At 38.6% G+C, this 17,812-nt stretch carries 18 protein-coding genes; 12 read left to right on the forward strand and 6 right to left on the reverse strand.

The features are described 5' to 3' along the window. Window positions 1-142 precede the first annotated feature (142 nt). On the reverse strand, window positions 143-2,476 hold the full coding sequence (locus CFPU101_RS02015; protein WP_206813648.1) for a lipopolysaccharide assembly protein LapB: 2,334 nt from the start codon (window positions 2,474-2,476) through the stop codon (window positions 143-145). Between the two features lie 182 nt (window positions 2,477-2,658). Between CFPU101_RS02015 and CFPU101_RS25355 the strand changes: the two genes are divergently transcribed. The 3 genes from CFPU101_RS25355 (at window position 2,659) to CFPU101_RS02030 (ending at window position 4,811) form a co-directional block, all read left to right on the forward strand. Beyond that, window positions 2,659-2,976 carry a BrnA antitoxin family protein gene (locus tag CFPU101_RS25355; RefSeq protein ID WP_242577719.1) on the forward strand — a complete coding sequence of 106 codons (318 nt, stop codon included), beginning with the start codon at window positions 2,659-2,661 and terminating at the stop codon, window positions 2,974-2,976. Window positions 2,977-3,103: 127 nt separating this feature from the next. Further along, entirely contained in the window at window positions 3,104-4,051 is a 948-nt protein-coding gene (locus tag CFPU101_RS02025; RefSeq protein ID WP_206813649.1) for a ferritin-like domain-containing protein, read from the forward strand. Window positions 4,052-4,061: 10 nt separating this feature from the next. Next, window positions 4,062-4,811: an isoprenyl transferase gene (locus CFPU101_RS02030; RefSeq protein ID WP_206813650.1), complete on the forward strand. Its 750-nt coding sequence runs from the start codon at window positions 4,062-4,064 to the stop codon at window positions 4,809-4,811. 14 nt (window positions 4,812-4,825) lie between these two features. Here CFPU101_RS02030 and CFPU101_RS02035 read toward each other — a convergent pair whose 3' ends face one another. Further along, window positions 4,826-5,860: a family 16 glycoside hydrolase gene (locus CFPU101_RS02035; RefSeq protein ID WP_206813651.1), complete on the reverse strand. Its 1,035-nt coding sequence runs from the start codon at window positions 5,858-5,860 to the stop codon at window positions 4,826-4,828. Window positions 5,861-6,065: 205 nt separating this feature from the next. Next, window positions 6,066-6,449, reverse strand: a complete 384-nt coding sequence (locus CFPU101_RS02040) for a phosphomannose isomerase type II C-terminal cupin domain (RefSeq protein ID WP_242577732.1) — start codon at window positions 6,447-6,449, stop codon at window positions 6,066-6,068. 224 nt (window positions 6,450-6,673) lie between these two features. Here CFPU101_RS02040 and rpsN point away from each other — a divergent pair, with 224 nt between their 5' ends. Next, a complete protein-coding gene (gene rpsN, locus CFPU101_RS02045; RefSeq protein ID WP_206813653.1) occupies window positions 6,674-6,976 on the forward strand; it encodes a 30S ribosomal protein S14 in 303 nt (100 codons plus the stop codon). A 65-nt stretch (window positions 6,977-7,041) separates the two neighbouring features. On the opposite strand, the gene CFPU101_RS02050 is transcribed toward rpsN, so the two are convergent. Next, window positions 7,042-7,377, reverse strand: coding sequence for a hypothetical protein (locus tag CFPU101_RS02050; RefSeq protein WP_206813654.1), 336 nt, complete (start codon window positions 7,375-7,377; stop codon window positions 7,042-7,044). A 48-nt stretch (window positions 7,378-7,425) separates the two neighbouring features. Between CFPU101_RS02050 and aat the strand changes: the two genes are divergently transcribed. From aat to CFPU101_RS02065, 3 genes are all read left to right on the forward strand, one after another. Then, window positions 7,426-7,995, forward strand: coding sequence for a leucyl/phenylalanyl-tRNA--protein transferase (aat, locus tag CFPU101_RS02055; protein WP_374191919.1), 570 nt, complete (start codon window positions 7,426-7,428; stop codon window positions 7,993-7,995). Window positions 7,996-8,006: 11 nt separating this feature from the next. Beyond that, on the forward strand, window positions 8,007-8,684 hold the full coding sequence (locus tag CFPU101_RS02060; protein ID WP_206813655.1) for a potassium channel family protein: 678 nt from the start codon (window positions 8,007-8,009) through the stop codon (window positions 8,682-8,684). Window positions 8,685-8,827: 143 nt separating this feature from the next. Beyond that, complete coding sequence (locus CFPU101_RS02065; RefSeq protein ID WP_206813656.1) at window positions 8,828-9,127, forward strand: hypothetical protein; 300 nt, start codon at window positions 8,828-8,830, stop codon at window positions 9,125-9,127. Between the two features lie 114 nt (window positions 9,128-9,241). Here CFPU101_RS02065 and CFPU101_RS02070 read toward each other — a convergent pair whose 3' ends face one another. Both CFPU101_RS02070 and pgeF read right to left on the reverse strand, forming a co-directional pair. Next, a complete protein-coding gene (locus CFPU101_RS02070) occupies window positions 9,242-12,007 on the reverse strand; it encodes a glucosidase (RefSeq protein WP_206813657.1) in 2,766 nt (921 codons plus the stop codon). Between the two features lie 246 nt (window positions 12,008-12,253). After that, the gene (pgeF, locus tag CFPU101_RS02075) at window positions 12,254-13,063 is read right to left on the reverse strand and encodes a peptidoglycan editing factor PgeF (RefSeq protein ID WP_206813658.1); all 810 of its coding nucleotides are present in this window, start codon (window positions 13,061-13,063) and stop codon (window positions 12,254-12,256) included. A gap of 57 nt (window positions 13,064-13,120) precedes the next feature. On the opposite strand from pgeF, the gene CFPU101_RS02080 reads away from it, so the two are divergent. The 5 genes from CFPU101_RS02080 to alr all read left to right on the forward strand — a co-directional run bounded on the left by CFPU101_RS02080 (window position 13,121) and on the right by alr (window position 17,521). Next, a complete protein-coding gene (locus CFPU101_RS02080) occupies window positions 13,121-13,882 on the forward strand; it encodes a biotin--[acetyl-CoA-carboxylase] ligase (protein WP_206813659.1) in 762 nt (253 codons plus the stop codon). Between the two features lie 71 nt (window positions 13,883-13,953). Then, window positions 13,954-14,316 (forward strand): hypothetical protein, encoded by a 363-nt coding sequence (locus CFPU101_RS25360; protein WP_242577720.1) that lies wholly within the window; start codon window positions 13,954-13,956, stop codon window positions 14,314-14,316. 125 nt (window positions 14,317-14,441) lie between these two features. After that, window positions 14,442-15,197 carry a M23 family metallopeptidase gene (locus tag CFPU101_RS25365; protein ID WP_242577721.1) on the forward strand — a complete coding sequence of 252 codons (756 nt, stop codon included), beginning with the start codon at window positions 14,442-14,444 and terminating at the stop codon, window positions 15,195-15,197. Between the two features lie 76 nt (window positions 15,198-15,273). Next, window positions 15,274-16,194: an RluA family pseudouridine synthase gene (locus CFPU101_RS02090; RefSeq protein ID WP_206813660.1), complete on the forward strand. Its 921-nt coding sequence runs from the start codon at window positions 15,274-15,276 to the stop codon at window positions 16,192-16,194. A gap of 130 nt (window positions 16,195-16,324) precedes the next feature. Continuing rightward, window positions 16,325-17,521 (forward strand): alanine racemase, encoded by a 1,197-nt coding sequence (gene alr, locus CFPU101_RS02095; protein ID WP_206813661.1) that lies wholly within the window; start codon window positions 16,325-16,327, stop codon window positions 17,519-17,521. Window positions 17,522-17,812 lie beyond the last annotated feature (291 nt).

Here is a 17,812-nt window from a genome sequence, read left to right on the forward strand (position 1 = left end):
TGAAGCATCTTCTATCCTTACTGCTAGTTGTCGTAATAAGTTAAAGATAATAGTTAATATTTCATCGGTTAATTTTACTATTTTTACTTTAAGCTAAATCCAAAATATAATCAATAAATTTTATAGCTATATTTGCTATAAATCATAGAGCAAAATTAGCGTTTATCACTTGCTGAACTTTTTCAATTTGTTTAGGTGCTTCTATTTCTGTAAACAGTTGTATGGCTATTTTAAAAGATTTTTTGTAATTTTCTCCTAATTGCTGTTGTGTTATTCCTAACTGATAATAGCTTTCTGCTAAATCACATTTCGCGCCAATTTCTTCTAAAAGATTAATCGCTTCTAACTGTTTAGTTATAGCTAAATCTAAATTTCTTTGTCTTCTATTAATTTCTGCTAAACTGATTAAAGCTTTGGCTCTAACTTGCGGATAATGACTCTTTTTAGAAAACGCGATCGCACTTTCTAAAAGTTTAATTGCTTTTTCCATTTCCCCCAAATTTACATAGGTTTGTCCAAGAATTTGCATAAAATAAGCAAAACTTCCAGTTTCTTTAAATAAATCTTTATTCAAATAAATATTATCTGCAAGTAATAAAGCTTCTTGTTCACCTCCTAAATAAGATGTTACTAATGCTAAACAAATCGATGCTTTTTGCGCCCAACGAAAATGAGGAGTATTTTCAGATAAATTAATAACTTTATTCAAAAAAGAAATAGATTTTTTAAGTTCCCACAAATCAATATGATACAAACCAATACTGAGTAATGAATCTATTTCTAGCATTTTTAGATAATGAACTATCCGTTGGTTTTCTGTTGATTCTTGAAGACTTTTAACGGTAATCTTAATCGTTTCTTCTTGACACAATATAGCACTTTTTATATTACCTGTAATCCAATATAAATCACCTAAAATATTATAAAGCTCACTACGATGGGAAGGATTTTTGACCTGCTCAATAATCTGACTAATTGCTGTGAGAACAGGTTGCAGTAAACCCATCCTATAGAAAATACTACCAAGGGGTAAAAATTGTCCCCATTGATTTTTCTTAGGTTGTAGAATAACCTGACTCGCTCGCTCAAAATCATTAATTTCAAGATAATGATATAATGCTTCCCAAGCCGTTATACCATCTTGTAATGTCAAAATTTCTCCAATACTTTCTGTCCAAAATTTAGCCGCTTTAATGTTTGTTTGCTGCCATTCTTGAGTACAACGTAAGCGAGTAATTGCTTCACAACGTATAACTGGATGTAACCAGTATTCCCCTTGATCATACTCAATTAAAGAGCGATGATATAAAGACTGAATCACTCGTTTACGTTGATTATTATCGACATCCCAAAGTAAAGCTAATAAAGCTTTTCGTGAAAGCTTAGGAATATCTTGATAACGATAACACCCCAAACGACACAACAATTTATAAGCATTAAGCTCAAGAATTTTGATGCGCTCAAATTGACTAGCAACTAAGTTTTTTAAATCGATTTCACTTAAAGGATCATCTTGAATCTCTTGCCAATATTCCCGCATATTTCCCGCAAAATCCGTTTTAATCACTCCACACAAAATTCTCATTGCTTTAGGGTTTCCTCCATAGGTTTTGTGCATTGCTTGTAATGTAGCAAAATCAATCTTTATAGAAGAAGCATTAAAATAATTTTCCCATGTTGGTAAATCTAACCCAGTTAAACGATAATGATAAAGATTTAAAGCAGGTTCAAAAATACGATCGCGGCTAGTAATTAATGTGACAGATTGAACTTTTGAGGCTAACACTCGCAATAATTCTACATAGCCACTGTGAACAGGAATAAACATACCTTTAGCATCTAGGGCAGGTTCCAAATTATCGATTATGATGCCAATCCGTCGTGTTTCTAGATGACGTTTTAACCGTCCCAAAGTAATACCAAACTCTCGTCCTGGTTCTTCTTGTAAGTCTTTTTTTAGCCATTCTTCGATCACATTTTCAACAGAAGTAATATTCTGAGTTTCCTTAGCCATTAAAAGTTCTAAGACCAACTCAAACTCCTGTTGTTGAAAATAGTGTTGCGCTAAAGTTGTTTTTCCGATTCCTCCTTCTCCTTGAATAACAATGACTTTATTTCCTTGTTGAACAAGAGTACACAGGTCTGTAATATCACTGTTTCGCCCAACAAAATTTAGATTTGTCGCTAAAAATATCGATAAATTTTCTTCAGATTGAGTGAGCAACTTTCGTTCTAATATGGAGCGAACATTACTTTTAGTGACCTTTTCTCCTAAAGCGATCGATAACAATTTCCATAACAGCGAAGCGACATCCTTAACGTATCCTTCAGTGCAGTTATACTCATTGGCAATCTCAAGATACTTTTTACCTTGCCAAACTTGCCGTAAAATGGTGCATTGTAAATCGCTGAAATGTTTGCCAGTCTGAGTAAAAATTAGGGTATCTGCTAATATTAATGCTGCTTCTACATTCATGGATAATTTTTACAACCAGATTGCTCTTTAGTCTAGTCTAACTCTAGGATGCTGTTGAGCAAGTCAATATTAAGGCTAAATCACCGCAGAATAACTGAAATGTGAGGCAATTTCCCTGTAGGTTGATAGCTGTTTCTCACACCTTATAATCTAGCTGTAAGCCTTATATAGGATTTTAGATTATGCTGGCACATCGTATCGAAACGACTATTAATCAGGACAAAACCCTAACCTTAGAAAATTTACCCTTTCATTCTGGTGAACAGGTTGAGGTAATTATCTTATCTCGTCCACGGGAAGAGTTTTTTAGCACGTCACGATGGTGGAAACCTGTAACGTCATTGAGCGTTCTTGTTCAAGTCGATCCTGAAACATTAGCTTGGTTTCAAGCGCACGGAGAAGACTATGAAAAGAGGATGGCTACTGCATTACGGATTTATGCAGAGGCACACAAGATATCGTTAAGTTCAGTAGAAAGCGACACAACAAAATTTACTTGAATCAATACTATCTAATCCGACTTTTTCCGACTCGGTAGGTTATCGAAATTCCCGACTTTATTCGACTGACAAAGTTTATGAGTCTATCTAAATTGGAACAAGGAATACAAATAAGACTCAGTAAACAATGCTTTCTTACAAACTCAATATCGATAAGAAAAGTGAAATTGATCCTAAGAAGAACATCTTAAAGCGACTTGATACGCTTATTCACCAATATCTTACCCCGCAAATACTAAACGCTCGTCTTGAAGATCTCCCTATCCAATTCAAAAACCCTCAACCGCGTCCTTGGCAGCCCATTCACTGGCAGAATATTAAACCAGAACAAGTGATTGACATTAAATTAGAAGTATTTCTTTCAATTCTAATTGGTGCAATAGAAACAGAAGAACCTATTCGCGGTTATACCCAAACCAGTCGTCAGTATCTAGAACCCATTCACCCACAACTAGCCCGTTTTGTTGGTGGGATTGCTGCCCTTGATGGCACAATGTTAGAACTAGGGTTATGGGAAAAAGAGGAACGACAACACGCACCCGCATTAATCAAAATCTATAAACAGCTTACAGGCAAACATCCTAGCTTTACTCTTCATACTCCGAAAACTTATGAACTTTTAAATAATCCCTATGATGACTTATACCGTCATGGACTTCATCGTGTCATCACTGAATATAGCGCGGTTTGTCTTTATCTGTGGTTGATGGCACATACTACTGGAACATTGCAACAAGTTTTTGCTGAACTACTACAAGATGAAATCAATCACATGACTAAATTTTGGGGTTTTGGCTTATGGTTATTCCCAGAATCTTATCTGAGTCGAATTGGGTCTAGTTTACGTCAAATGTTTGTCCGACAAAACGCTACTCAAGCGAGTCATATCCAATCTACAATCCATTTATTTCGCACTTTCCGCCGCATGATGGGTGTCTTGAATTGGAATGGTTGGTCATGGCATCACAGACTAGAGTTAGTCTACATCTTTATTAAGGTTTTACATCTCCTGTGGCGTTGGAGCAAAAATCTAACACCACAATATTTAGAACAACTTTTTGTAACTGAAGATTAATAAGTGACCTATGAAACGAGCGACATCTATATTCTTCCCAAATCTGCCTTCTAAAATCCCGAATTCCTTACCGCGTCACGTGGCTATTATTATGGATGGGAATGGACGCTGGGCAACTCAACGAGGACTACCCCGTATTGCTGGACATTACCAAGGGGCAGAAGTCGTTAAAGATATTCTACGCTGTTGTAAGGATTGGGGAATCAAAGTACTTACTGTTTATGCGTTCTCGACTGAAAACTGGGGCCGTCCAACCGTTGAAGTAAACTTTTTAATGCGTTTATTTGAACGTTTGCTACGTGACCAATTAGAGGAAATGCAGCAACAGGGGGTTTGTTTAAGTCTTCTGGGTGAGTTAGATGCTTTACCTCTATCTTTACAACGGGAAATGCAACGCGCAATTAATCTAACTTGTCAAAATCAAGAGGTTTATTTTAACGTAGCGATTAACTATAGTGGTCGTCAAGAAATAGTCCGCGCCTGTCGTCAGGTGGCTAAACGAGTGGAACAAGGAGAACTAAAAGCAGATGCGATCGATGAAATAATCATACAACAATCCCTATATACACTCGATCTTCCTGCGCCTGATCTTTTGATACGGACTAGCGGCGAAATGCGTCTGAGTAATTTTCTCTTGTGGCAACTGGCCTATACTGAGATCTATTTTACTAATACACTTTGGGCTGATTTTAATCGTGAGGAGTTTCGCAAAGCTATTGAAGATTATCAAATGCGCGATCGTCGTTTTGGTAAACTATAACTATCCATAAAATCTTATTTTTCTTTGGCTAAAGCATTATCAAAATAAACGGTTGCTGCTTCTTCTTTACCCCGCATTGAAAAAACCGCTACTTTGCCAGATTTAAAAGATTGATCCCGAAAACTTCCCACCCTTTTTCCATTAATCACACCAAAAATGAGATTGTTTTTGCAGACAATTCTTAAATTATTTTTATGATTTCCTGCCTTGATCGCTCCATCTTTTTGCCATCCCACTTTAGGGAACCAACCGTCTTTTGTGTGTTTACCTAACACAAAATTTTCTTTTCCATCAATTAATAAATAATAAAAATTTTCTGATGATTTGCCGTTGACTCTAGCGGTGATTCCATAGGCATTATTATCTCCACCCTTTATTTGGGTTACATCTGTGGCAAAATCAACATCTGTAAAATTCTTTTTTGTCCAAATTGAAGCACCAAAATGATAAGGAATCGGCTGTCTTTGAAATAAACTTCCTTTTCTAACAATTGAGCCATCGGTTAAAGACCAATTTTTAGAAGATTTAAAGCTTTCTTGTAAAACAACTTTTTTAAAATCACTGGTATTAAATTGTTGCATCCATAACCAATAGCCAAAAACTCCCGATATCCCTAGAATAATTGGAATAATTGGATTTATAAGTAAATTAAATTTTTTCTTTTGTGATGAACGAGATTTAGGCGATGATTTTTGATACGGCGAATATGAATTAGAGGGACTGGAGTAGAGAGGTAGAGACGGTTGTGAGGTCGTTTTTTGATGTTTAATAACAGGAGGTACAATTAAAGAACTTTCAAGACTTGGTGATGATTTTTTACCCGTTGATAGATTAGTTTTAGGTAATTTTTCTGCTGATGAATGAAGAGAAGATGATAAAAATTGAGTTTTGCTAGAACTCGGTGAATTTTTTCCTAAATCACTATTCAAGGATTTAGAATTGCCACGACGAATTATGCTAAATTGACGAGATTGACAACTTGGACATTGTCCAGGTTTAATTGATAAAGTGATTTCATTTCCACATTTTCGACACTTATAAATAGGCATAAGCGTATTCTGAAATAATTAAAAAAAGCCTTAAAGCTTCAATTGAACCACAAACTATATTTTATTAAGCATTTTTACTTAGAAAAACCACTGAAAAAAATTTATGAGAAAAGAGAGGTTTAATTCTCCTTTCTCAATAGATATGTGAGAAGTTGATGAATCATTAAGAGTCTAAAATCAGTATTTGATACAGTTTAATTGAGGATTACGCCTTATGACGGGAGTAATCATCTTGAAAGCGGATGATATCATCTTCTCCTAAATATTCCCCATTTTGGACTTCAATTAACACTAATTTGATCACACCTGGATTTTCTAAACGATGAGCAGTACATTGAGGAACATAAGTCGATTGATTAGCCGCTAAAATTTCTTCAATTTCTCCGCAAGTTACTTTAGCAGTCCCCGAAACGACAATCCAGTGTTCACTGCGATGGTGGTGCATTTGTAAACTCAAACGGTGGCCAGGGTTGACTTCAATGCGCTTAATCTTATAGCCAGGTCCTTCTTCTAGAGTCGTAAAAGAACCCCAAGGACGCATTTCTGTCGCCCCTGTCGGTTCAGCAACCGAGATCATTCGAGACATCATGGTAGTAGTTTCTTTTGCCATATAAATTTATCTCCAAAATAACAAAGTGATTACAAAATAAAAATTAAACTGGTGGGTATACGCTACCTTTGTACAAAGATAGCAGTTAATTTTAAAAGTGGTAAAAAAAGTCTGACCTCACCAAAAAATTGTGATAGAGTAAGAGCCAATGCGATATAATAGAAAATGCTGTCTAAATAAAGAATCTATAAAAGAATTCAGATATGGCTAAAAAGTCCATGATTGAGCGCGAAAAAAAGCGCGAACGTCTAATTGCTAAACACGCTGCCAAACGCGAAGATCTTAAAGAACAATTCCGTCTTGCAGAAACCCTCGATGAAAAACTAGAAATTCACTCTCAGTTACAACAACTGCCCCGTAATAGCGCACCAAGTCGTCACCGTAACCGTTGTTGGGTAACAGGAAGACCTAGAGGTTACTACAGAGATTTTGGATTATCTCGTAACGTTTTAAGAGAATGGGCGCACCAAGGTTTACTCCCTGGTGTAGTTAAATCTAGCTGGTAATTTAAGTTAAGCTTGGTTTCTTGGGTCGTTAGGATGCTGATCTAACGACTTATTTTTATATATGTTTAGCTTTGTCCGCAACAGCGATCAATTCCTAGACTCGCTAAAATCAGATCACTGACGGCATTAGCGATCGCAAATTCACTATAAAAGCTTTCTCGAAAATCAAAGGCTTGCATTTCCGTTACAATAGCAATCACCAATGAGCCAAGATCGTTTTCCCCTTCCAAGCGTTGTCGGGTATAAATTTGAGTCGCTCTTTCTGCTATTGTGGCATTTATAGGCTCTGGAATGAATTCTTGATCTAACCAGCGATGTAACGCATCACGTAACCATATCCCTTCTTGTTGGGGATCTCTCATCGGAGGCAAGGTTATCGGGGGAATCGGTTCAACGCTCATGACGAGAATTAGTTTTAATGAGTGATCAAGGGGAGAGGGGTGATCAAAGTGGATACTGCATCTATTATACAAGGCTATGCTCACGGTTATTTTCTGATGGCAGACGATCGCGGTCAATTGGGATGGTATACAAGTCGTAAACGTGCTTTAATCCCTTTAGATCAACGCTTTCATTATCCTAAATCTCTTCGTCCTCTCATCAATCAAGAGCGTTTTAGTGTGGCGATTAATCGTGATTTTAAAGCCGTTTGTTCTGGATGTGCTAACCGCGATACAACTTGGATCTCATCTGATTTGATGAATGTTTATTTAAAACTACATCATGCAGGATGGGCCCATAGTTTTGAAACTTGGTATGATGGACAGTTAGCAGGTGGAATTTTAGGGATTGTCATTCGGGGTGCATTTATTGGCGAATCGATGTTTTATCAGGTTCCTAATGCTTCTAAGGTGGCAATGGTTAAGTTGGTTGAACACTTAAGAAATCGAAATTTTTTATTATTCGATGCTCAGTTACAAAATCCTCATTTAGCTCGTTTTGGGGCTTATTTAGTAAATGACAAAGAATATAATCAACTTTTACAAAAGTCTTTAGCTCGACATTGTGTATTTAGTTGAGTGAAATTTCAATGACTCAAGAAAAATTTTTAAACAATCTTTATAATCGGCTTTTATTTGTTCTCGTTTTTTTAGCACTTGCGTCCTCATTTTGGTTCTACAGTAGTCTTGTCAGAATTATTTTAAGTTTGATTCTTGTCATTTTTATCTATAGTGTTATTCATACTTTTTACCCTCATAAGAAATTTCATCGTAATGCTTATTTAAGTTTTGCTGTTATAACTCTTTGTTCGCAAATTTTGATTGAAACCAAACCCAGTTTTTTAGGAAGACCTTTTTTAGTTTTTCTTATTGGAATTATTAATTTATCTTTTTTAGGATTAGCTATTTACTTAATTGCTGAAAAAGTAGCACAGGCTGATCGGGTTAATGACGATATTCTGAAAGGAGGAATCTGTATTTATTTTTTAATTGGAATTTGGTTTGGTTTTTTATATGAGATGATTTATTTTTTAGATGAAAAATCGTTTTATATTTCTCCATTAAATCATCAAAATATTCCTTTTGAACCCATTTATTATAGTTTTACAACTTTAACAACACTAGGCTTCGGCGATATTTTACCTGTGGCTAGAATTACTAAAGTTTTATCTGTTCTAGAAGCAATGCTCGGCGTTTTCTATGTGGCGATTTCGGTTTCTCGCTTAGTCAGTCTGTTTATTACTGAGGAAATGAAAAAAAGAGATTAGTCAAGCTTTCCTGACATCAGATTTAGATTGCTAATCTAATATGTATACAATCACTCAATAAGCCATGTTGCTCATTGATGCGACGGGTTCAGTTCGCTTTCATTGTATAGAGTGACAAACATTTATTTTTTGGAAAAGTCCCTATGAGCTTAATCTTGTTTATCATTGCACTTTTTGTAGCGGCGACTCTATTCGGTTGGTTGATGAGTGTTCTCAGAAGTGCGTTAAGTATTGCTTTTACGATCGCGATTGCTTTATTATTGCTAAAATTTCTGTTTGGGATTGAACCGAGTGAAGTTCTACGACCGATTACCCGTTTTGTCCAAAGCTTAGGCAAAGAATTAAACTTAGGACAATATACCTCTGGAATTGATTTTGCTCAACTGTGGTATGGTGCGACTCATTTTGTCAAAACCAGTTTGCAGCAATTAATCGGAGGATAATTGTTTAAAAATGTTAGAGGATTAAAAGGTCGTTGGGGTTTGAGAATGCCCAAGTTCAATGTAAAAGCTTACGCATTTCTCACCCCAATAACCTGCGCGGTCGTTTCTAGACAATTAGGCTTCTGTTACTGCACCCTTCACGTCTTTAAACCCATACTTAGATAATTCTCCAGGGCTGGTGGTCTCCAACAACATTTCTTTAGTAAAGAATCCTATAGCTTGGAGCATTCGGGCTACACAGGCTGTCCATCCTGTTTGGTGACTAGCACCAATTCCCGCCCCGTTATCTCCGTGAAAATATTCGTAGAACAGAATCAAATCTCGCCAGTACGGGTCAGTTTGGAATTTCTCGGCAGCCCCATAAAGGGGACGGCGGCCGGACTCATCCTTAAGGAAAATGCTAACAATTCGTTCGCTGATACACTCGGTGATATCAAAAAGCGATAGGTACTCACCCGACCCTGTAGGATATTCAACCTTAAAGGACTCGCCGTAGTAGGTGTAGTATTGAAGCAATGCTCGAATTAACAGGAGATTCATCGGCATCCAGATCGGGCCACGCCAGTTGGAATTACCACCGAACATCCCAGAAGTCGAATCACCAGGGACATATCCCACTTTGTACTCTTGTCCTTCATGATGGAAGTAATAGGGATTTTCAAGATGATAACGAGAAAGAGAGCGAATACCGTAATCACTTAAGAATTCCGATTCATCTAGCATCCGCGAAAGCACCCGACGCAGTTTATCTTCGTTCAAAATAGACAGCTTCAGTCGGTTCTGCACACCTGGTGTAGTGACAAGATGGATGTTCTGCATCAATTCAGGATGGCGTATAATAAACTCTTCGATCTCTTGCTTCAGGTTTGGCAGTTTTTCAAAAGCTTCACCTGGGAAAACAGAAACAGCCATCAACGGCAATAAACCGACAAGCGATCGTACTTTTAAGCGCGTGGAATTATCATCAGGTAGACGCAGTACATCATAGAAAAAGCCATCTTTTTCGTCCCACAGTTCGTCATGATGTTCTCCAAAGCGATCCATCGCTCCAGCTATCCACATGGTATGTTTGAAAAACTTAATAGCGAAGTCTTCATAGAGAGGATCGTGGAGTGCCAGTTCAACCGCAATCTGAAACATCCGTTGACTAAAGAACACCATCCAAGCGGTACCATCTGCTTGTTCGATGTGTCCACCTGTAGGCAAGTTGGCACTACGATCAAATACACCAATATTGTCTAGTCCTAAGAAACCACCTTGAAATAAATTGTTACCTCCTGCATCTTTGCGATTGACCCACCAGGTAAAGTTGATCACCAGTTTGGAAAAGGCATACTTGAGAAAATCGATATCGCCTTCACCGTCTTTGATTCCACGATCACGGGTATAAATTTCCCAAGTTGCCCAAGCGTGTACAGGTGGATTAACATCACCAAAGTTCCATTCATATGCAGGAATTTGACCGTTTGGGTGCAGATAATCCTCATTTAGCATCAGCAAGAGTTGCTTTTTGGCAAAGGCTGGATCGATTAAACCAATCGGAATTACATGAAAGGCCAAATCCCAAGCTGCATACCAAGGATATTCCCACTTGTCGGGCATGGAGATAATATCATCATTGTGCATATGAAACCAATCATTGTTCCGCACGTGCCACCTGTGAGCAGTTTGCGTCCAAGGATTAATGTTACGCTCCCTGAGCCATACATCCACATCGTAGTAGAAGTATTGTTTCGTCCACATCGTCCCTGCCAAGGCTTGCCGCATCACATTAGCGCGATCGCTATTAGCCAGAATCGCTGGCGGAATCACCGTTGCATAAAACTCATCTGCTTCTAGTTGGCGAGTTGCAAACGTTTGCTCGTAACCAAAGCCAAAGGGATCTCCCATTTGATTCGGCTCGTTTTTAGAAAGGCGCAATTTGATTACTGTCGTCTCCCCAGCCCCAATCGTGATTTCGTAATGAGGTGCGACTTTAGTGCCAATATTGATAGGATTAACCGCATCAGATTGACCATTTACAATGTAATTGTTGAAGCTATCTTTTACATAGGGGCTGGCATTCGGTGTACCAAATATTCGCTCGTTGTTGGTTTCATTTTCTGTAAACAGTAACGGAACCACACCCTCACAGTAAAAGTAATAATCTTTGATGTGTTGATTGAGCAGGGTATCGTTGATTTGAGCATGAACTACACTATTGCCTGTTCCCTCATATTTTGTCATAACAGGCTTAGAGCCACCATCTGTCCAAGACCAAGTGTTCCGAAACCACAGGGTAGGTAATAAGTGAAGGGTAGCAGCGTCGGGGCCTCGATTGGCAATGCTGATTTTGATCAACATATCTTCAGCATCGGCTTTAGCGTATTCCACAAAGACATCAAAGTAGCGATCATCATCAAAGATCCCTGTGTCTAATAGTTCATATTCCAGTTCATAGCGATCACGGTTGCCATTCGTTTCGATCAAATCCTTGTATGGAAACTCAGCTTGAGGATATTTGTAGAGATACTTCATGTACGAGTGAGTGGGCGTACTATCGAGGTAGAAGTAGTATTCTTTGACATCTTCGCCGTGATTCCCTTCTGGGTTAGTCAAGCCAAACATCCGTTCTTTGAGGATGGGGTCTTGACCGTTCCATAAGGAGAGTGCAAAGCAGAGTAAGTTATGGTTGTCGGTGATCCCACCCAATCCGTCTTCGCCCCAACGGTAAGCCCGCGAGCGCGCATGATCGTGTGGAAAATAATTCCAAGCATTCCCATCATCGCTATAGTCTTCCCGCACTGTTCCCCACTGGCGTTCACTCAGATAGGGGCCCCATTTATACCAATCAACCTGACCAGTCGTATTTTGTTCGAGTCGTTGTGATTCTGCGGTCATAGTTCTATTCGGTAGTTTTAGATAATTCTTAATTTTTATTATTTAATTAAGACGAGCTTTAGAAATCTTATCTAAAATACCAAGTTCTAAGCTATTAAATCTTTCTAAAAATCCTCTCATTTTGCCGAGCGTAATTAAATTTTGTTTAAGATCATCTATCTAATAAAACACCTGAAAAAATAGATTGTTTTAAGTGAAAAAATAAAATTTAAGAGACAAGGGGTTTGACGACCAAACCCTTATCAATCAAACACTGACAATTCCAGACCACTGTACCTTTTTTTCTTTAGTTCGACGAAAAGAAAAGAAATAATCGGGCTGTTGATAGGTACAATAGGGAGCGATCGCAATTTGTTCAGATTCAATCCCTAATTGTCGCAATTGGAGAAAATTAACCCGACGCACATCAATCCGAACTCGTCCAGGGAAAGCATCACTTAACAACGGAGAATCAGGCATATTTTCCAAAGCCGTTAAAATATCATCTGAAGTATCCATCATCAGACTTGCCCCAATTTCACGCGCAACAGTATTCGTCACTTGGTAAACTGTTCCATTAATAGCGGGCCCCATTCCTACCCGTAAATCTTCTAAACGACTACCAAAATTTAAAAAACGAGAAATGGCTTGAGGGACAATTTTTTGGGCGGTTCCGCGCCATCCTGCATGAATAGCCGAAGTGTAACCCGTTTTGACGTCTCCAATCAGCAAAGGTGTACAATCGGCACTAGCAACCCAAATAGCTTGATTAGTTTGTGTTGTAATAATCCCATCAGCAGGGGGATAATCATGTTCTAACGGTTCGCTTTGTGCTTGTTCAATTTCCTTTGGCGTGAGAACACAGTTACCATGAACTTGTTTAACGCGATAAACTTCTGCATCGCTTGACAGGATTGGGGTTAAATCTTGTGGTGCATGGGGGTAAAATGAACGAGTAAAGAATCCATGTGGCCAAGGAGACAGTAAATTACAAGTTAAATAGGGTAAATCTTGCCACGTTTGCCATTGCCAAGCTGTATTTTGGGTTTGGCGAAGATCACTGACAGATGCAATCACGATTTCAACCTCAAGACGATATTTTTCTTTACAAATTCGTTACAAAACATCATAACGATGAATTTGAATCAACAACAACTAAAAAGTTTCCTACATTCATCACCTGTTACGGTTCATCTTTATGACATCTTAGAGTCTACAAATCAAACCGCATGGGAATTATTAGAAAAAGGAAAAAAAACACCTTTTGTTGTAATTGCAAGCCAACAAACCGCAGGTAGGGGGCAATGGGGACGTAAATGGGAGTCATTGCAGGGGGGATTATATTTATCTTTAGCCCTCAAGCCAAATTTAGCGGTAGCAGATGCTTTTCATCTCACGCTTTGTAGTGGTGTTGGCTTGGTACAGAGTCTTGAAAAATATAATATTTCCGTAAAGTTAAAGTGGCCGAATGATTTAGTAATAGAGAAGCGGAAGTTAGGGGGGATTAAAACTGAAACTAAGGTCTATAAAGATCAGATTACACAAGTAGTAATCGGAGTTGGAATTAACTGGGCTAATACTGTACCCGAAATCGGCATTAATTTACACAGTTTAAAAGATTGTTCGATTGTGTCTTTGGAACAGTTAGCAGCGATCGCAATTGATGGATTATTATCAAGTTATGATTTTTACTTATCACAAGGTATAGAAGAATTAATACTTGCTTATAATCAGTGTTTACAAAATTTTGGACAAACTATTACCCTAGATGGTTGTCATGGCGTTATTATCGGTATAAACCACCAAGGAGCTTTAAAAGTTTGTTTACAATCTCCTAGCGCATCTACGGAAATCTGCTTCCCAGTCGGTACAATAAGTCTGGGGTATGATTCGTAAAACCCTCTTAAAACAGTGAATATAAAAATAAAATTATAGTAAATCCTCAGTCGTGAGAAGTGAGACAGCATATGAGTCAAAAAAGTTCAGCCCCTAAACTTTGGTTAAGTGTATTCGGTAGTTTAGGAATAGTCGGAAGTAGCTTAATCCTTCCCACGACACCAACTTTAGCCAGCACGAGTGATGTACTTGTCATTCCAGACAGCAGTAAAGCTCCTGTAAGTTCCCCCGAATCATCACCCGTTAAATTAACTGCCCCGAAAATCCTTAATCAACAAGCGACACAGCCCACCACTCGGTTAGTGCAACCCGAAAGTCATCGAACCACCAGAGCCACTTTAGCCCCTCAACCGATAGAAACGGGCAAAAATCAATATATTGATACAACTAACTATGCTAGACCGTCTTATACGCCACCCAAGCAAGCGTCATAACTGAACGTCGAAAGGGTTGTCAGACGGTTTCTCAAAATGGACAGTTAGTAAGTGGACAATGTGCAGTCACCGCAAAAGCTAAACCGACGAGAACTGTTCGCACAATTCAACCCTCAACTAACCTAGTGGCTGCGAGTTCACCGAAAGCTTATCGAACTGCTCAACCGATACGGTCTACAGCACGGCGTTTTCGCTCAGATACGACCGTTAGAGTTGCTGCACCGCGAATTAATGGCGTTTCTCTGGCTGTCTCTCCCATTCCGTCTAAAACATCTTCAGTTAATACGGTTGCGTTGAATTTGGGTGCAGGTTCACCGAGAGTTGCCCTCGAACCGATGCCACAATATCAACGTGCAACTCGCATGAGTCCGACAGAAACTAATTCACCTGAAAACAAACGTACTGATTTACTGTTTCCCATTCCCATTCCCACAGCAATTACATCGGCTTTTGGTTGGCGTATTCATCCCGTCAGTGGACAAACAGCGATGCACTCTGGCACTGATTTAGGTGCACCGATTGGAACTCCTGTACTAGCCGCTTACTCTGGTGATGTTGCTGTTGCTGACTGGGTGGGAGGTTATGGTTTAATGGTGATTCTACGTCACCTCGACGGTACCCAAGAATCGCGTTATGCTCACCTTTCAGAAATTTATGTTAAACCAGGTGAGAAAGTAGAACAAGGCGCGGTCATTGGTCGAGTGGGGAGTACAGGTATATCAACGGGGCCTCATTTACACTTTGAATGGCGACATCTGACGGCTCAAGGTTGGGTCGCTGTCGATGCGGGGTTACATTTAGAATATGCTTTAGATAATTTGTTACAGTCGATGCAGTTAGCCCAAGCAACACCACAACCCCAACCCGTACAACCTCAATAAGATTGTTAAATTGGTCATAATAAGAGATGGAGGCGCACGATGATGCGTCTTTATTTTGATTATTAAATGTAAAAGAATGGAAATTGATTTACAGGTAGATTCGGGAAAAGAAAGGCTAGACCGTTGGTTATCTGAGCAATTATCCGATTTTTCTCGTTCTTATTTACAAAAATTAATAGAACAAGGACAACTGACTATCAATGGTCAAGTTTGTAGTGATAAAAATATTAAAGTAAATTTAGGCGATCGTATCCATCTGATTATCCCACCGAGTGAACCCCTAGCCGTAGAAGCCCAAGATATAAAACTAAATATTTTGTATGAAGATGAATCATTGATTATTATTAATAAACCTGCGGGGTTGGTGGTTCATCCCGCCCCAGGACATGATTCAGGTACCTTAGTGAATGCTTTATTATTTCATTGTACTGATTTAGCGGGAATTAGTGGAGTACAAAGACCTGGAATTGTCCACCGACTTGATAAAGATACAACAGGGGTTTTAGTCGTTGCAAAAACCGATTTTGCTCAAGCTAATTTACAAGCTCAACTCAAAGCTAAAACCGCAAGACGAGAATATCTAGCTATTGTTCATGGTGTTCCAAAAACAGAAACAGGTATCATAAATCTGCCCATTGGTCGTCATCCTATTGACAGGAAAAAAATGGCAGTTATTCCCATCGAAAAAGGTGGCAGAGAAGCGGTGACCCACTGGCAAATTCTAGAACGAATTGGCAACTATACCCTCATGCAATTTCGTCTAGAAACAGGAAGAACTCATCAAATACGAGTGCATACCAGTCATTTAGGATATCCCATTTTAGGCGATCCTGTTTATTCTTCGGATCGTTCCATCGGGATCAATTTACCTGGTCAAATGCTTCATGCTCATCGATTAATCTTAATACATCCTGTAACAAAAGAAACCATAGAAACAGTAGCCCCCCTTCCTCCCATTTTCACCAAAGTATTAACTGCCTTGCGCCGCAAGATTTAAAAATTAATTAATTCTATAATCCAAGAAAATCCCTTTTTTCTTTAGGGAACTTATGATATTTTGTGTCTATCTTAAGCGTTAACTGATTTTCGGTTAAATTGGGTGTAGGTGTAGGTGTAAGGAGAAATATATGGTGTTGAGTCAAGAACCAACTACCACCGTTGTTACTAGGAGTCGTTATAATTACCAACTCTCAGAAATTATTCGTCAACGGGCCTGGGTAGAAATTGATCAAAGCGCATTAGCTCATAATGTTAGACAGCTAAGAGCTTTTTTGTCTCCAGACACAGAATTGATGGCAGTGGTGAAAGCGGATGCCTATGGACATGGTGCCATTAAAGTCGCTCAAACTGCTTTACAATATGGAGCATCTCGATTAGCGATCGCCACCTTAGGAGAAGGGATAGAACTTAGAGAAGCAGGTATTATCGCCCCTATTGTCGTTTTAGGTGCCGTCAATAACCCCGAAGAAATTGCCGCCCTTTGTCATTGGAAACTACAACCGACTATTTGTACTTTCCAACAAGCGATTACTTTTTCTAAAACCTTGGCTGAACTCGAACAAACTTTATCGGTTCATCTCAAACTTGATACTGGAATGTCTCGCCTAGGCACATTATGGCATCAAGCAACCGAATTTGTAACATTAGTTCACCAATTACCTTATTTAAAGATTGCAAGTATCTATTCACATTTAGCAACAGCCGATGAGCTAGAGCCAACTGTCATGAAAATGCAGCAACAACGCTTTAAAGATGCAATTGAGAAGATTAAAGCGATGGGTATTTCAATTCCTTGTTTGCATTTAGCTAATTCTGCGGCGGTTTTAAGCGATCGTTCTTTACACTATGATTTAGTGAGAGTCGGACTAGCGATGTATGGGCTTTATCCTGCACCCCATTTAAAATCAACGATTGATCTTAAACCTGTTTTACAAGTCAAAGCCAAAATTACTCAGGTTAAAACCATTGCCGCAGGAACAGGAGTCAGTTACGGATATCAATATATTACTCAACGAGAAACAAAAATCGCAGTGGTAAGTATTGGTTATGCTGATGGAGTGCCGCGCAACTTGTCAAACCGTCTCAAAGTATTGCTCAGAGGACAATACGTTCCTCAAATTGGTGCCATTACAATGGATCAGATCATGCTAGATGTTACTAATTTGCCTGATGTAGAAGTCGGCGACATTGTAACATTGATTGGCAAAGACGGCGAAAATTCAATTAGTGCTGATGATTGGGCTAAGACTTTAGGTACAATTTCTTGGGAAATTTTATGTAGTTTCAAACATCGATTACCGAGAATTAGTACAGGTGAATGCTAATTTTTGACATATAGTTTATGTTTAGTTAATAAAGGATTCACCCTTAGGCATAGTTTCGTCTCTAACAATAGATAGGTTACCGACAAAGTAAAGATTAGTAAAGTAGAGATATGACAAATAGATACTGGCTGAAGACTAGATCCTAGTGATTTGGAACGGTATTCTCAAAAAAAGCAAACAACGATGATTAAGTGTCTGTCTTTACTAAACAGTCTGGAGGATTAAGACTTGAGTAATATCTTAAGCCTTAACTCTTGTATGATGTAGTAGAAAAAGAAAACTATCTTGATT

This window comes from Chroococcus sp. FPU101, from assembly GCF_017312365.1.
In the GTDB taxonomy this organism is placed as follows: Bacteria; Cyanobacteriota; Cyanobacteriia; order Cyanobacteriales; family Microcystaceae; genus Chroococcus.

What these genes read in the sequence shown, in the direction of transcription:
- alr (WP_206813661.1), top strand. Translation starts at nt 16,325, where the DNA reads ATGGTGTTGAGTCAAGAACCAACTACCACCGTTGTTACTAGGAGTCGT.
- CFPU101_RS02065 (WP_206813656.1), top strand. Translation starts at nt 8,828, where the DNA reads ATGAGCTTAATCTTGTTTATCATTGCACTTTTTGTAGCGGCGACTCTA.
- CFPU101_RS02025 (WP_206813649.1), top strand. Translation starts at nt 3,104, where the DNA reads ATGCTTTCTTACAAACTCAATATCGATAAGAAAAGTGAAATTGATCCT.
- CFPU101_RS02040 (WP_242577732.1), bottom strand. Translation starts at nt 6,449, where the DNA reads ATGATGTCTCGAATGATCTCGGTTGCTGAACCGACAGGGGCGACAGAA.
- CFPU101_RS02030 (WP_206813650.1), top strand. Translation starts at nt 4,062, where the DNA reads ATGAAACGAGCGACATCTATATTCTTCCCAAATCTGCCTTCTAAAATC.
- CFPU101_RS02080 (WP_206813659.1), top strand. Translation starts at nt 13,121, where the DNA reads ATGAATTTGAATCAACAACAACTAAAAAGTTTCCTACATTCATCACCT.
- CFPU101_RS02035 (WP_206813651.1), bottom strand. Translation starts at nt 5,860, where the DNA reads ATGCCTATTTATAAGTGTCGAAAATGTGGAAATGAAATCACTTTATCA.
- CFPU101_RS25360 (WP_242577720.1), top strand. Translation starts at nt 13,954, where the DNA reads ATGAGTCAAAAAAGTTCAGCCCCTAAACTTTGGTTAAGTGTATTCGGT.
- CFPU101_RS02050 (WP_206813654.1), bottom strand. Translation starts at nt 7,377, where the DNA reads ATGAGCGTTGAACCGATTCCCCCGATAACCTTGCCTCCGATGAGAGAT.
- CFPU101_RS25355 (WP_242577719.1), top strand. Translation starts at nt 2,659, where the DNA reads ATGCTGGCACATCGTATCGAAACGACTATTAATCAGGACAAAACCCTA.
- CFPU101_RS02090 (WP_206813660.1), top strand. Translation starts at nt 15,274, where the DNA reads ATGGAAATTGATTTACAGGTAGATTCGGGAAAAGAAAGGCTAGACCGT.
- CFPU101_RS02015 (WP_206813648.1), bottom strand. Translation starts at nt 2,476, where the DNA reads ATGAATGTAGAAGCAGCATTAATATTAGCAGATACCCTAATTTTTACT.
- CFPU101_RS02060 (WP_206813655.1), top strand. Translation starts at nt 8,007, where the DNA reads ATGACTCAAGAAAAATTTTTAAACAATCTTTATAATCGGCTTTTATTT.
- rpsN (WP_206813653.1), top strand. Translation starts at nt 6,674, where the DNA reads ATGGCTAAAAAGTCCATGATTGAGCGCGAAAAAAAGCGCGAACGTCTA.
- CFPU101_RS02070 (WP_206813657.1), bottom strand. Translation starts at nt 12,007, where the DNA reads ATGACCGCAGAATCACAACGACTCGAACAAAATACGACTGGTCAGGTT.